The sequence below is a fragment of the Glutamicibacter arilaitensis genome (genome assembly GCF_044793945.1).
GTDB classification, from domain to species: Bacteria; Actinomycetota; Actinomycetes; order Actinomycetales; family Micrococcaceae; genus Glutamicibacter; species Glutamicibacter arilaitensis_B.
The window spans coordinates 40,203-55,062 of record NZ_CP084994.1 but is presented as its reverse complement, the minus strand read 5'-3'; the positions used below and the strand labels follow the sequence as shown (position 1 = coordinate 55,062).

General features: G+C 56.3%; 12 protein-coding genes. 6 read left to right on the top strand and 6 right to left on the bottom strand.

What is annotated here, in order from left to right; genetic code table 11:
- Window positions 1-8: 8 nt before the first annotated feature.
- A complete protein-coding gene (locus LG294_RS00280) occupies window positions 9-986 on the top strand; it encodes a hypothetical protein (RefSeq protein ID WP_404288399.1) in 978 nt (325 codons plus the stop codon).
- Window positions 987-1,048: 62 nt separating this feature from the next.
- On the opposite strand, the gene LG294_RS00275 is transcribed toward LG294_RS00280, so the two are convergent.
- Together LG294_RS00275 and LG294_RS00270 are read right to left on the bottom strand one after the other, a co-directional pair.
- A complete protein-coding gene (locus LG294_RS00275; RefSeq protein WP_404288397.1) occupies window positions 1,049-2,365 on the bottom strand; it encodes an ABC transporter substrate-binding protein in 1,317 nt (438 codons plus the stop codon).
- A gap of 185 nt (window positions 2,366-2,550) precedes the next feature.
- Window positions 2,551-3,561 (bottom strand): LacI family DNA-binding transcriptional regulator, encoded by a 1,011-nt coding sequence (locus tag LG294_RS00270; RefSeq protein WP_404288395.1) that lies wholly within the window; start codon window positions 3,559-3,561, stop codon window positions 2,551-2,553.
- Window positions 3,562-3,703: 142 nt separating this feature from the next.
- On the opposite strand from LG294_RS00270, the gene LG294_RS00265 reads away from it, so the two are divergent.
- Genes LG294_RS00265 through LG294_RS00245 form a run of 5 tightly spaced genes read left to right on the top strand, consistent with a single transcriptional unit; the run spans window position 3,704 to window position 10,299 of the window.
- The gene (locus tag LG294_RS00265) at window positions 3,704-4,870 is read left to right on the top strand and encodes a Gfo/Idh/MocA family protein (protein ID WP_404288393.1); all 1,167 of its coding nucleotides are present in this window, start codon (window positions 3,704-3,706) and stop codon (window positions 4,868-4,870) included.
- Entirely contained in the window at window positions 4,867-6,123 is a 1,257-nt protein-coding gene (locus LG294_RS00260; protein ID WP_404288390.1) for a dihydrodipicolinate synthase family protein, read from the top strand. The genes LG294_RS00265 and LG294_RS00260 overlap by 4 nt, the downstream gene beginning before the upstream one ends.
- Window positions 6,120-7,028 (top strand): sugar phosphate isomerase/epimerase family protein, encoded by a 909-nt coding sequence (locus tag LG294_RS00255; RefSeq protein ID WP_404288388.1) that lies wholly within the window; start codon window positions 6,120-6,122, stop codon window positions 7,026-7,028. The genes LG294_RS00260 and LG294_RS00255 overlap by 4 nt, the downstream gene beginning before the upstream one ends.
- 47 nt (window positions 7,029-7,075) lie before the next feature.
- Window positions 7,076-9,175, top strand: a complete 2,100-nt coding sequence (locus LG294_RS00250; protein WP_404288386.1) for a DUF6807 family protein — start codon at window positions 7,076-7,078, stop codon at window positions 9,173-9,175.
- Between the two features lie 29 nt (window positions 9,176-9,204).
- Window positions 9,205-10,299 carry a M24 family metallopeptidase gene (locus LG294_RS00245; protein ID WP_404288383.1) on the top strand — a complete coding sequence of 365 codons (1,095 nt, stop codon included), beginning with the start codon at window positions 9,205-9,207 and terminating at the stop codon, window positions 10,297-10,299.
- 64 nt (window positions 10,300-10,363) lie between these two features.
- On the opposite strand, the gene LG294_RS00240 is transcribed toward LG294_RS00245, so the two are convergent.
- The 4 genes from LG294_RS00240 to LG294_RS00225 form a co-directional block, all read right to left on the bottom strand.
- Complete coding sequence (locus tag LG294_RS00240) at window positions 10,364-11,272, bottom strand: NAD-dependent epimerase/dehydratase family protein (RefSeq protein WP_404288381.1); 909 nt, start codon at window positions 11,270-11,272, stop codon at window positions 10,364-10,366.
- An 8-nt stretch (window positions 11,273-11,280) separates the two neighbouring features.
- On the bottom strand, window positions 11,281-12,636 hold the full coding sequence (locus tag LG294_RS00235; protein ID WP_404288379.1) for a Gfo/Idh/MocA family protein: 1,356 nt from the start codon (window positions 12,634-12,636) through the stop codon (window positions 11,281-11,283).
- A 72-nt stretch (window positions 12,637-12,708) separates the two neighbouring features.
- Window positions 12,709-13,683 carry a carbohydrate ABC transporter permease gene (locus LG294_RS00230; protein ID WP_404288377.1) on the bottom strand — a complete coding sequence of 325 codons (975 nt, stop codon included), beginning with the start codon at window positions 13,681-13,683 and terminating at the stop codon, window positions 12,709-12,711.
- Window positions 13,676-14,602 carry a carbohydrate ABC transporter permease gene (locus LG294_RS00225; protein WP_404288375.1) on the bottom strand — a complete coding sequence of 309 codons (927 nt, stop codon included), beginning with the start codon at window positions 14,600-14,602 and terminating at the stop codon, window positions 13,676-13,678. The genes LG294_RS00230 and LG294_RS00225 overlap by 8 nt, the downstream gene beginning before the upstream one ends.
- Between the last annotated feature and the right edge of the window lie 258 nt (window positions 14,603-14,860).

The following is a 14,860-nucleotide window of genomic DNA, read 5'->3' as shown; positions in this document are numbered from 1 at the left end:
TAAGGAATGTGGCTCAGTGGATAGATGTATGGAATAGCGAACAATGGCGTGAGTCTGCCGCCAGTTGGATCGATGAGGCCTGCGCTGCCTACGGCATCGAACGTGTCGCGGGACCGGATTTTTGGCCGGCTTCCCTGGACCAGGTTTCGGCGCTGGTAGGGACCGACGCGGCAGATCTCGTGTTTAAGGTCAATGCGCCAGGGTTGGCATCGGAGGCCGCGGTGACGATTACCGCCGGCGGGCTGCAGCCCGAACGCGTGGTGATGCCGTTGGCAATCGACCGTATGGCCGGCTATATGCTTTCCCCTGACTTTGGCCATACCCTGGCCGACCTGGGTGACAGCGCAGAAAACTGGCAGCTGGCCCTTGCCTCGCTGGGGTCATTCCAGGTGGCCTTAATGGGCAACGAAGAGGCCTTCTTCGACGTCGGCATGCCGGTGGTGGATCCGCAATTCCTCGCAGAGCAGTTCGAGCAAGCGTTGACCATGCATGTTTCCCTCGATGCAAATCATCCTCTGCATTTAGACCCTCAACAGGCCGACGATTTACATGGCCAAATAGGGACGCTTTCCGAGGCCTGCAAAGCCCTGCACCTTGGTCCGGTCCCGTTGAGCCTGGAACATGGTGCCTTCGATTTGTCGCAGGCAGTGGTGCCTTCGGAAAAGGGCCAGCATGCGCGGATCACGAACTTCGCGACGGCACACTGGGCCCATCCGTTTTCTTCACTGGCAGCCCCGCTGGCAGCCATGACGCAATCGTGGAAATGCCGGACCGATGACGAGCGCGTTATGCGTGCCCTCGGTGCCTACCTAGGTGAGTTCGCCGCATATGGCAGCGCCGACGAGCTATACAACTTAGTCGCCCCCGCATGCCTAGTTGCTCCGCTGTCACAGCATGAGACTTGGTTGCGCCTACTGCTTGATGCCAGCGATGAGCACTTGAAAGAAAATGCTTCATCGGTCTTGGACACACTGACAATAAACTAAAAGTCTGGCGGGGAATTAGATATTCCCCGCCAGACTTATGTTCAGATCAAAAGCTTTATTTTCTACTCAACCGCCGACCGCATTTCGTTTAATGCGTTATTTGCCGCATCCTGCGGTGACTGCCGCTTGAAGAAGATTTCCATCTCATAGCGGTACAAAATATCCTGGATCTTACTAAACCCCATTGGCGGAATTGGTTCAGATCCCGCCAACTCCGTTTCAATTCCGGTAACGAACTTTGCAGAAGCTGTTTCGATTGGCTCAAGGTCAGCGACGACCAACTCGCGAATTTTGGTGTTCGCCGGAAGCCCACGGTCCATCTTGTTCAGTTCGCCAGCTTCTTCGGAATTCACCATGAAGTCAATGAACTTCTTGACCTCTTCAGGGTGCTTGGATTTGCTGTAGCCGGACATCATCATCGATGACTTGTACCAGAGCCCATTGTCTTCGGCTTTACCCGTAGAGCTCGGTAGACGCAGTGGCACCAGATCAACACCGGCAGCTGCGGAGAGGGAACCAAGCTGGTTGCTCCACCACATCCCGAAGGCCGAAGTACCGGTACCGGTCATGGAGCGGTCGGGGCCGGCGTTCTGGTTCTCGGCTAGCACCGAGTCCACTGGATAAGATCCGTTATCCAACAAATCTAGGTGGTGCTGGAAATAACCCGCAAGATCTTCAACGGACAGTCCCAGTTCTCCGGATTCGGTGGTCAAGTGCTTGCCAGACTGCCTCAGCCAGGACTGCAACCCGGCTGGTTCATTCGGCGCCTCCGAACCGTACTTTCCGTCGACTTTTTCACTTACCGTTTTAGTGATTTCACGATAATCGTCCCATGTCCAAGTTTTGTCGTCCGGAACATCCAGTCCAGCTTCTTTCAAAACCTTAGGATTTGCGGTCAAAGTGAATGAGTTAATTCCCGTCGTAATGCCAACCAATCCATCTTCGGTAGTTCCATTGGAGACGGAAACCTCTTCAAAGTTAGAGACATCAACACCAGTCAGGTCGAGAAGCGCCCCGCGGTCGGCGTATTCACGAAGGTACTTGTCGTCCATCTGAACAATATCCGGGGCATCATTCGAAGCGACTTGGGTAGCTAGCTTGTCCCAGTACCCACTCCAATCAGAATATTCGCCCTGAACATCGATATTTGGATTCTCTGCTTCGAAGGCCTCGATGATCTCATTGGTAGCCTGCGCTCTGGAGTCCGAACCCCACCAGGCGAATCGCAAACTGACCTTGCCATCGGCGCTATCAGCTGCATTCCCACCCCCGCCACATCCAGTTAACGCCAGCGCTGAGACGGCAACGACTGCAATGGATTTAGTAAGTCGTCGACTGGCGATGCGACGCACGCCTACTGACCGTTGTTGATTGTTCATGGACTCCTCCTTGGATGGGCGAGAACTCGCGGGGGTTTACTCAGTGGCGAGCCATCAGAGCGCCGACACGATTGGAAAGCGCTTCCCAAGTAATCTAGATGTGAGTCAGCTCACGAGTCAAGATCGAAATGGAAATATATCGATGACACCTTGGAATCGCATGATTCTAAAAAGGTATCAATGGATTAGTAATTGCCGGTGCTTTCCCGTAAAACAGGGGTTCCCGAAACAACCAAGAGCTTAGAGTCGCTGTGCGCAAGAACCATCTCTCCTGCCATACGACCCATTTCTTCGAGCGGAAGACGTGCAGTCGACACGGACGGGGTGACATCGACAAGCGTTGGAATATCGTCGAAACCGGCAATCGCGATGTCTTCAGGTATCCGCAAGCCGAACTCGCGAATTGCGCGAATCGCACCCAACGCCATAACGTCAGATACGCAGAAAACACAAACCGGAGCGGTCTCTTGAGGGGATCTGTACCGACGCAGGTAGTCACTCATGACCAAATAACCCCCCTCGCGAGAGAAGGCCCCGTGAAGCACTTCCTCCACCGGAACTCCGGAGCGCTCAAGCTTGGCGACAAACCCGTCGGAACGATGTTTCGCCGTCACCAAGTTCGGATCACCTGCTAAAACAACAAAACGGCGATGCCCGGCCTTGAGTAGTGCTCCGGCCAGTTCGCTGGCGGTTCCAGCGTTATCTACCTGAATTCCGCCCGTTGCGGGAAAAGTTTGCCCAATCATCGCCACTTGGCCACCATTGCTCTGATAGCTCTCCAGCAATTCCATGAGCTCCTTGTCACCACTCAAGCGTCTGGTTCCCGAAATAATAATAGCGTCGGTCCGGTGCGACATGAAGGCGCGAACAGCGGCCAGTTCCCGGTCATATTCCGCGCCAGTACTGGTAAGCAATAGTTGAATGCCGCTGGCGTCTAGACCGCGCTGCACCCCGCGCGCAATGGACGAGAAGTACGGGTCGGCAATGTCATGAACTACCAGGCCCACTAGCTTCGTTGAGGACCGGGCAAGCGCTTGCGCTTGCGCATTGGGAAAGTAACCCAATTTCTCGGCCGCCGCACGTACGCGGAGGGAAATTTCCTCGGCAGGCTTTCGCGCCGATCCGTTCAGTACACGCGATGCCGTTGCCAATGAAACTCCAGCTTCATCAGCCACATCAGTCAGTCGAATAGCCACATGAAATCCTTATCACCCATTGCAATTTTGAACAAGCTTATCTCCATGGAGTGAAGTGGTTGACACATTATTTGGGCAACACTATCGTGGAAAGCGCATTCCCAAATTCTTTCTTAGACACCCGGTCCACGAGGAGCACCCCATGACAGAAACAAAAGTCCTTCGCATCGCCATGAGCGGCATCACCGGCCGTATGGGCTATCGGCAGCATCTGGTGCGCTCGATCCTTCCGATCCGCGATCAGGGAGGAATCACCTTGGCCGACGGTTCCAAGGTGACCGTCGAGCCGATCCTTGTCGGTCGCAATGAGGGGAAACTCAAGGAGTTGGCGCAGCTGCACAACGTCGAGCATTACACCACCGACCTTGACTCGCTAATCAACGACGGCTCCGTCGACATCGTCTTTGATGCCTCGATGACTTCACTGCGCTACGACACATTATCCAAGGCCATTTCAGCCGGTAAGCACATCTTCACCGAAAAGCCGACCGCCGAAACCCTCACCGAAGCGGTAGACCTAGCACGCCAAGCCAAAGACAAGGGAATTACCGCTGGCGTAGTGCACGACAAGCTATACCTGCCAGGCCTAGTCAAACTTCGCCGGCTCGTCGACGAGGGATTCTTTGGCCGAATTCTCTCTCTGCGCGGAGAATTCGGTTACTGGGTCTTCGAAGGCGAAATCCAAGAAGCACAACGTCCCTCCTGGAACTATCGACTAGCAGATGGCGGGTCGATGACCACCGACATGTACTGCCACTGGAACTACGTCCTCGAAGGCATTATCGGCAAGGTCAAGTCAGTCACCTCCAAAACCGCAACACACATTCCCACGCGGTGGGATGAAAAGGGAGTGCCTTACGAGGCAACTGCAGACGACGCCGCCTACGGAATCTTTGAGCTTGAAACTCCTGGCGGTGATCAAGTCGTAGCCCAGATCAACTCCTCTTGGGCGGTGCGCGTCTATCGCGACGAACTCGTTGAATTCCAAATCGACGGCACTCATGGATCGGCAGTTGCGGGCCTCAATAAATGCGTAGCCCAGCAACGAGCCAACACGCCAAAGCCAGTCTGGAATCCGGATCTTCCGGTCACCGAATCCTTCCGCGATCAGTGGCTGGAAGTACCAGCCAACGCCGATCTGGATAACGGGTTCAAATTGCAGTGGGAAGAATTCCTGGCCGATGTCGTGGCCGGCCGCGAACACCGATACGGCCTGCTGTCCGCCGCTCGAGGCGTGCAGTTAGCCGAGCTTGGCCTGCAGTCCACCGCCGAGCGCCGCACCATTGACATCCCGGAGATCACCCTGTGAACCTGCAACCAGCACAGCCGAAAATCATTCTGCCCAACGAGCACGGTGAACCCTATAGCTATACGCTGTCTGGACCTGGAGATTTTCGCCGTCCTTCTGTACCCATCAGCTCACGCAAGGTCTACGCCGCGGCACACGTAATTCCCCAGATGACCGCCGATAACACACCAGGCGCACCGGCCAGCTTGGACTGGGACGCAACCTTGGCCTACCGCCACGAGCTATGGTCCTACGGTCTAGGCGTCGCCGACGCCATGGACACTGCTCAGCGGGGCATGGGCTTGGACTATGCGGCGACCAGGGAACTCATCGAACGTTCTGCCGCCGAAGCGTCGAAGGTAGTTGCAAGCAATAGCTATCCTGCGCTGACCGGACAAACCGTCCGGGACATCTTGGCCTGCGGAGTCGGAACCGACCAGTTAGATCCCCTCACGGTGCAGGCGAGCGAGATAGCCCGGGTCACCGATGCATATTTAGAGATGCTGCGGCTCGTTGAAAATTCCGGGGCGAAGGCCATCTTGATGTGTTCGCGGGCGTTGGTGCGCGCCGCCGAATCGGCCGAAGACTACTTGAACGTCTACGGCACCCTGCTGGAAGCTGCCACCGAACCGGTGATCTTGCACTGGCTTGGTCAAATGTTTGATCCGTCGCTGGCTGGCTACTGGGGCGACACCGACATCGACAAGGCAACCGCCACCTTCACCCACCTATTGGAGAAGCATGCAGCCAAAATCGATGGCGTCAAAGTTTCGCTATTGGATGCCGAACATGAAAAGTATCTGCGCGCACGCCTGCCACAGGGTGTCCGGCTCTACACCGGTGACGACTTCAACTATCCAGAACTCATCCAGGGCGACGGAACTAGGCACTCAGATGCCTTGCTTGGCATCTTCGCCGCGATTTATCCGGCAGCCTCGACCGCGCTACAAGCATTGGATGCAGGAGATACGCAGCGGGCACGCATCATCCTGGATTCCACGCGAGACCTGGGGTTGCATATTTTCTCCGCGCCGACGTTCTACTACAAGACGGGAATTGCGTTCCTTTCCTGGCTCAACGGGCACCAAACCGGTTTCCAAATGGTCGGCGGGCTGCATGCAGGCCGTTCGACCCTGCATCTGGTGCGCACCTTTGTCCTAGCGGATCAGGCCGGTCTGCTGCTGAATCCCGAGCTAGCTGCTGAACGAATGAAACAGCTACTAGTAATGAACGGTGCATCCGCCCCCGTACCAACTCTGACTGGAGTCGCATGAGCTTCGAACTGTCACTCAATACCGGAACTACCCCTAATCTGAATCTGCACGAAGCAGTGCAAGCAGCCGCCGAGGCAGGACTGAGCCATATAGGTCCATGGCGTCATCTCATTAGCGGCGTCGGCGGAGCAGAACAAGCAGAGAAGATCATCAGCGGCGCCGGGCTGAAGGCAAGCACGCTGTGCCGTGGTGGCTTCCTGACCACCAATTCGACCGCGGGTCGAACCGAGGCCTTGGAATCGAATCGCGAAGCAATCCGTGAAGCGGCCACCATCGGAGCCAACGAGTTAATTATGGTTGTGGGCGGACTGCCGGCCGCAGCTCATGTCCTCGGCGGCCAAGGGGAAGGGGCTGATAAAGACATTGTTGCGGCCCGCGACCGCGTCGCCAAGGCCCTCGGAGATTTGGTCCCATACGCCGCCGAACTCGGCGTCCGGTTGGTTCTCGAAGCCCTGCACCCAATGTATGTGGCCGACCGTGCGGTGCTGTCGACTCTCGGCCAAGCTCTGGACTTAGCTACCCCCTATCCGACGTCGACCGTGGGTGTCGTGGTGGATACCTTCCACGTATTCTGGGATCCCCAGCTTCAAGCTCAAATTCAGCGGGCCGGTCACGAAGGACGACTAGCAAGCTACCAGATCTGCGACTTCAACCTACCGATCGCCCACAATGCCCTGCAGTCGCGCGGCATGATGGGCGATGGATACATTGATTTCGCCTCCATCTCCCGCTGGGTCGCCAAAGCCGGATACCGCGGCTGCGTTGAGGTAGAAATCTTCAACGAACAAGTTAATAATCAAGCCGCGTCACTGACTATAAGCACCATGAAAGAGCGTTACGAGCAGCTAGTGCTCCCTCACCTCAATCAAGCTGCGGGGGTGCTTCCGGCGAGCGCAGCCAACTAGTTCGTATCCTTATTTCACGTAGTCAACGATATTAACCAAGGACGGGTATGACCGACTCATCGCAGCAAGCGGCCATGAAAACAAATGCGCCGGATCTCAACGTACCGGGGATTGCGTTAGTGGGGCTGAACGGGTTCGGGCGTCAGCATCTGCTGAACATCCGCCGCCTTGTTGCGCTGGGTAAAGCCAGATTTGTAGCCGGAGCCGGTCCCGATGACCCGGGGCCGGACATCCGCGGTGCAAATACCCCGGTGTTCGCCTCGCTTGACTCGCTAATTGATTCGGAAATTAGTCCAGATATCATCATTGTCTCGACGCCGATCAATACCCACTTTGAATTGTCGCTCAAAGCGCTCACGACCGGCGCCGATCTGTACCTGGAGAAACCTCCAACGGCGACCTTCGCTCAGTACGAGGATCTGCTTTCGGCTGCCCGGGAGTCCGGGGCCCGGGTACAAGTCGGTTTTCAGGCAGTTGGTTCCTTGGCTTTAGAGGCTCTTGAAGAGTTTTTTGTTGACGATGCGCGTGATTCACCCATCGGCAAGTTACGCGCCGTCGGCGCCTCCGGGAGCTGGCTGCGCACCCAGGGGTATTACGATCGAGCACCCTGGGCCGGACACCGCGTCCTGGATGGCATCCATATTGCTGACGGGGTCATTACCAACCCACTGGCCCACGCGGTCATGAGTGCTCTGCACGTTGCTGGCGCACGACGAGCCGAGGATGTTGCAGAACTTTCCACCGAGCTCTACCACGCTCACAAAATCGAAGCCGATGACACCTCGGTGCTCTCCCTGCGGACAGTCAACGGGATCCCCGTGACTGCCGCATTAACCGTGTGTGCGGCAGAGCAACGCGACCCGTGGGTCACCGTCTACGGGACCGAAGGTCAAGCAACCTTGTTCTACACGCGAGACGAGCTTGTGGTTCGTCCTAACCCGGATCTTGGCGGTGAAGAATATATCCGCAGCTTCGGTCGAGTCAACCTGCTCGAAAATCTTGTGGATGTGCGAAGCGGAGCAGCACCCAAACTGCTGTGCCCATTGGAACATGCCGGAGCGTTCATGAGAGTACTCGAGCAGGTGCGGACCTCACCCGAACCACACAATATCCACCCCTGTGATGTCTACGGAATGGGCGCAGATGCCGAATTTCATCCAGTAGTTCCGGACATCGAAAAATACATTGACCGCGCGGTGGCCGCGCAAACGTCTTTCTCTTCTTTAGGAGCCCCCTGGGCTAAGTCGGCACCCACTAGTGGAGCTCTCCAAATCCGCAATCCGCATAGTGGTGACCTCGTGGAGGTTGCGCGCCTGCGCACCGGAACGGACATTGCCCCGACAAACTCACCACGGCCTTTCTTCGACCAGCTGCGCACCCTCGACGGAGTCACCGTCAGCGACCAGCAACCACTCGACCACACGTGGCACCTAGGGCTCGGAGTCGCGCTGCAGGATGTGAACGGGTCCAACTTCTGGGGCGGACGTACCTACACACGCTCGGCTGGGCGCTATATCTGGAAATCGGATCATGGCCACATTAGAGCCATCTCCGAAGAGTTCAACGACTCTAAATCCGGCGTTACTTCGCAGCTGGAATGGGTTGACCACCATGGACAGGTGCTTCTTGATGAACGCCGCACCGGACAAGCTGAGGTTTTTGATCGTTTAGGAATCCACGGCTGGTCCTTGGACTTTGAGTTCACGCTACAGGCGCGCGACCAGCAGGTATCACTGGGATCTCCTGGCTCAAATGGTCGGGACCAAGGCGGCTATGGGGGATTCTTCTGGCGTCTGCCCGACGTGCAAGGGGGCGAAATATATACGGCAGATGTTTGCGGTGAATCAGCCGTGCACGGCTCCACCAGTGACTGGCTAGCATTCAGCGCGGTCTTTTCCGCCGATTCCGTGGGATTGCATTCCCGCGCCCTGGGTCATGGAGCCGCAACGCTCATCTTCTGTTCCACAGCGAATGACCCATGGTTTGTTCGGTACTCAAGTTATCCCGGCATCGGTGCATCGCTGGCGTGGGATAGCCCAGTGGTTCTTAATCCGACGGCCTCAGTCAGCCGTAAGGTGCGGATTTTAGTCGTTGATGGATCACTCACTAAACAGCAAAGTGCCCAGCTTGCAGAATCGTTTCGTTAGGCATAACTTTCTACGCGGCAAGGAGAATCATGTCCCACGACGAATATAAGCTCAAGCACGCCCAGCTGGTAGCTCTGCTCGACGAGCTGGGTGCGGACGCTATCTTTTTATCCACCTCCGCGACGCTGTCCTGGTACTTAGCCGGCGCTCGTATCCATGTTTCACTCGCGGGCGCTCCGATACTGCGTGTGCTGGTGCACCGTGACGGTTGTGAAATCGCCACGCCACTGAGTGAATCAGACCGGTTGCTTGCCGAAGAGCTGAGCGAAGTCCCCGATGCCCGGTTGCACATTCTGGACTGGTACGCACCGCTCGACGACTACGCTGCCTGGTTTCCAGAGGCGCGCGGACAGAACGTTTTGCCCGAGGGACGGATTGAAGAACAGCTACGAGGTGTACGTACCGTTTTATGCGACGCTGAAATAAGCAGGTACCGAAGTCTCTGCGTGGATACCGCCGGAATCTTCACGCAAGTGCTCGGTGAGGCCAGAACCGAAAACTCCGAACGGGAAATTGCGGCCAAGCTCAGCGCCGCGGCGATAGGGTTTGGCGGCGAAGTGCTAGTGGCGTTGGTCTGCGGGGCTTCGCGATCGGCATTCCGACACCCGCTGCCCACCGAGGCCCCGCTTGGGCGCAAAGCCATGGCCGTACTCTGCGTACGTCGTGGTGGATTGATCGCCAATGTGACCCGATGGGTCCGTTTTGGAGGCCCACTGCCCGGAGAGCTGAAAGCCGAGAAGGCGATTCTTCAAGTGGAACACGAAATCTGGGAATCCTTGCAACCGGGCAATGAATTAAAGTCGGTGTTTCCCGTCGTTCAGGCCGCGTATCCGCTGCATGGCTTTGATCCCGAAGAGTGGCAGAACCATCATCAAGGAGGAATTGCCGGTTTTAACGGCAGAGACCCTCGACTGACCCCGGATGCTACCGACATCATCCGCACGAATCAGGCTTATGCGTGGAATCCCAGTGCGGTACAAAACGGAATGACCTTTAAAGTTGAGGATACCGTTCTGCTCACCGAGCGCGACGGTAGGCCAACCGTGGAAGTACTCAGCGTCGATCCCATGTGGCCGGTGGTTCGAGTAGGCAACTTGGATCGTCCCGCGGTGTTGGTCCGCTGAACCGCAGAACGAGAATTAAGCATCTGAGGATGCTCGACTAATCTGTCGAGCATCCTCAGCTCCGTTAAACCAGTTGCTTCAATTCGGTTCTCCAGCTGCGTTTTGGCTCCCAGCCGATGACGCTACGAGCCTTCTCGATGCTAAAAGCCGGTGAATCTCCGGTGAGGTTGGCAGCCAGTTCCGTCAGCTCTGGATAGATCGCAGGAATGATCTCCGACAATGGCTTGGTGGCCATGGCATCCTTGGCCCCTACGAAGAAGACCGAGCCATTCTCCACACGGTCAAAGCGTTCAAGCAGCAAGAGCAGAAAATCTGCAACATCCCGGGCGTCCACGTAGTTGAACAATGCCGGCGCCGAAAGTCTAGGATCAGCCAAGCGTTCGGCCACGGTGTGACCCTGCTGAGTCATTGCACCAGCCCATTCCTCTTCGGCAATCACATAACAAGGTCGGAAGGAGGCGAACTTAACTGTGCTTTCGGGTCCCATCTTTGCGGCAAACATTGCCCCGACCTGTTCGGCCACGTATTTGGATAAGCCGTATGCGTGCCAGGGACGCGGTGTTTCGGCCTCGTCCAACGGCAGCTTTTCAGGCTTCCAGCCGCCGGGGGATCCATAGCCCATGATCGACGGACTGGAAGCTAATACCACTCGGGTTGCCCCGGACTCCACGGCGGCCGAGGTGACGTTGTGTGCGATCGTTGCATTAGTGTGCAGCAGTACTTCCTCCGGCGCCATAAAGGGCACCGCCATGGCAGCTAGGGAGACTACCGCCTGCGGGGTGATTTCCTTGAACAACACATGCGTGGCTGCAGCATCCATGAGGTCAATGCTTCGGTAGTCGATACCTTCAATAGGGTCATCGGGAAGGGTGCGGTCTAGGGAAACAACATGGTGCCCCGCTTGGACAAAACCTGCTACGACGGCGCGGCCTAAGCGTCCTGATCCGCCAGTGATAATAACTTTCTCGCCCATGTTTCTAACTACACCTGAACCTGTTCCACCCGGGACAAATTAACTCCAAGGCCAGCATGAATCACTTCAACTGCTAGTCCTGATTCTAGAGACTGATTACCGCAGATTCCCACGGCGATGGCTCGCGCTCCGTCCAAGAATCCAGCCTGCCGTGAATACCTGTCCGTGCGGGTGCCGCGGAACAGTTCCTCCAGCAGGAGCGTGTCCCCACCACCGTGAGATCCTTGCCCGTTGATGATTTCCAGTTCCGCGGCCGGCCCCCAGTGCCGTTGGAGGACAAGCTTCTCCCCCTTGGCGCGCACCGCGGTGTTCTGTCCATCATCCGAGAAGGAGGGATCCACGGCGCTTCCCCCCTTGGCAGGGAGCACCGCAGCTCGCTCGACCACATCCAATTCCAGACGTCCTGCGGTGCCGTTGACTGCGACCCGGTAGCCTTCCCAGGGACTGTGTGCATTCAGGGAGTATGACAGCACCGGGCCACCCTCGTACTCCACCGTCAACGCCAAGTTGTCTTCAATGGTGATCTCGCCGGCGAACACTCCCTGGTCCCGTCGATATCCGTCATGATGTTCACTGGCCAAGTACAACTGCTCTAGGCGTCGATCGCTGCGTAGATCCAGATCGAAAGGTTCAGCCTCGCTGTACTCATGAGTGCCACGTTCGTTGGCCTGCTGTCCGCGCTCCGCGGCATTATCCTGGCCATAGAACTTCAAGCCACCGGCGGCAAAGACCCGTTGCGGGGTGTCGGATAGCCACCAGTTAACAAGGTCGAAGTGGTGACTAGATTTATGCACCAGCAATCCGCCGGAATTTTCCTTGATCCGGTGCCAGCGGCGGAAGTAGTCCGCTCCATGCACGGTGTCTAGCACCCAGCTGAAGTCGATGGAGGTTACCTCGCCAATTAGGCCGTCATCAATGGCCTTCTTCAATGCGGTATTTCGCGGGGAGTAGCGGTAGTTAAAGGTGACGATGATTTCTCGGCCGGTTTCTGCAACCGCCGCGGCGATACGGGTGGTGCTTGCGGAATCGACGGTCAGCGGCTTCTCAACAATCACATCCGCACCGGCATGCAGCGCCGCGCAAACGAGGTCGGCGTGGGTGTAGTCCGGACTGGTGATGATCACCCGGTTAATATCATGCTCGGTAACGTAGTCGGCTAGCTGCGAGGGATCAAAGGCATCCAGGCTCTGCCCGAAAGTCTGTTCCACGACGTCCTGATAGTACTCGATCCGCCCGGGGTTCGGATCGGATAATGCCACGAGCTCGGCGACGTCGCTGTGCTCGCCCATGATCGCCGTGAGATACATTTCGCAACGGTTTCCGGTGCCGATTAGTACGTACCGGGTGCGGGCAGGTGTAGTCATCTGGGTGCGTCCTTAAGAAATCGTTGACAAGGCAATGGGCTCGGACCTTTCGCTCGAGCTCATAGCTGGCGGTTATTTGATGCCGGTAGTGGCGATGCCCTTGATCAGGAACTTCTGGCCAAAGAGGAAGGCCAAGAAAACAGGAACGAGAGTAATGATCGACATTGCGAACAGTGCGCCCCAGTTCGATTCACCGGTCGAGTCGATGAAAGCATTAAGCGCCACCTGAACCGTGTAATTACTTGGATTCGTCAGGTAGATCAGCGAGGTGAAGAAGTCGCTCCAAGTCCAGATGAAGGTGAATATCGCCGTGGTGGCCAGCGCCGGAACCATCAGTGGCAAGATCACCTGCAAGAAAATTCGTGGGTGGCCTGCGCCATCGATGCGCGCTGCCTCATCCATGTCCTTGGGAATGCCGCGGATGAACTGGATCATCAAGAAGATGAAAAACGCGTCTGTGGCTAGTAACTTCGGAACGATGATGGGCCAGAAGGTGTTGACCCAACCGATCTGCGAGAACATGATGTACTGCGGAACGATGATGACGTGAATGGGAAGCATAATGGTCATCAACATGAGCACGAACATGATCTTCTTGAACTTAAATTCCAGACGGGCAAAGGCGTAGGCCGCCATCGAACAAGAAACCAGGTTCCCTAGGATGCAACCGAGCACTACGATGGCCGAGTTCATCAGATATTTGCTGAATGGTTCCGAGAGTGCGCTCCAACCGTTGGGGTAGTTTTCCCACTCGACGCTCGAGATCACCAGTCCGGCTTCGCGGAAGATCAGATCGTTGGGTCTAAAGGAACTAGCGATCATCCACAGCAACGGGTAGATCATGACCAGCGCGGCCAGAATCAAGATGGTGTGCTTGATGATGGAACGTGCGCGGGTTCGTGCGCTGGGACGATAGCCTTTGACCTTTTTACCCTTGTCATCGGTTCCGCCCAGTGGAGGTTGGCCTCCAAACAGCGCTTCTTCATCAAGTGCCGTCAATTTATTCGCGTCTAGTTCCTCGCGCGAAGTTGAAGTCTGATTAGTCATCGTAGAACACCCAATACTTAGAAACGAAGAAGTTCAGTGCTGTGAAACCACCGACGATCAGGACCAATAGCCATGCCATTGCTGAGGCGTAGCCCATGTCGAACTGCTTGAAGCCCTGCTGGTAGAGGTACAAGGTAAAGAACATTGTTGAATCCGCCGGGCCGCCAGAACCGTTGGAGACGATGAATGCCTGAGTGAAGTTCTGGAAGGCGCCAATCACCTGAAGCACGAGGTTGAAGAAAATAATCGGGCTCAACATCGGAAGAGTGATGCTTACAAATTGGCGCCATTTAGTTGCCCCGTCGATCGAGGCTGCTTCGTAGTACATGACGGGGATCTGACGCAGACCCGCTAGGAAGATCACCATCGGCGAGCCGAAGGTCCACACATTTAGCAAGATGAGGCTGCTCAGCGAAGTGCTGGGATCGGAGATCCACCCCATACCTTCAATACCCACGAGTCCCAGGAGCTGGTTGACCAGCCCGGTAGTACCAAAGATCTGCTTCCATAGCACTGCGATAGCTACCGATGAGCCCAGCATTGAGGGCAGGTAGAAAATCGAACGGTAGAAGGACAGCCCACGCATTCCACGATCCAGCAGCATGGCGACCCCGAGCGCGACTCCGAGCTGAAGCGGAACACCCACTAGTACATAGGTGAACGTCACGCGAAGCGAATTATGCAGGCGGTCGTCGCTGAACATCCGTTCGATGTTCTCCATGCCGACGAATTCCGGGGCCTGCAATAGGTTGTAATCCGTGAATGACAAGTACAGGGACATTGCCATAGGGCCCAGCGTGATCAGGAATAGCCCGATAGTCCACGGCAGCAAGAAGAGGTGGCCGGCCTTGTTATCTTTGGCAGGAGCCTTGCGACCCTCGGACTTGCTTAGTCTTGATAATTCAGCAATGGCACTCATTGACCAACGCCCTCGTTCGAAAGGGTGCGGTGGAACCCTTGGCGAGTGTGGACCAACATGGCTGACTCCTCGGTTCGATGCTTCCTAGAGAAGCTGAATAACTAATAGTTAGGAATGCGCTTTCCAAAGCGTATTCCACCACGCTAAACTAAAAACCAACGTGAGGTCAACCACATCGAGCTCAGTTATACGTAGAGCGGTTCCGCAATTCGCCTCAGACTCATGGGCCGCACTCTGCTGCGCCAGAAAATTTCTCTG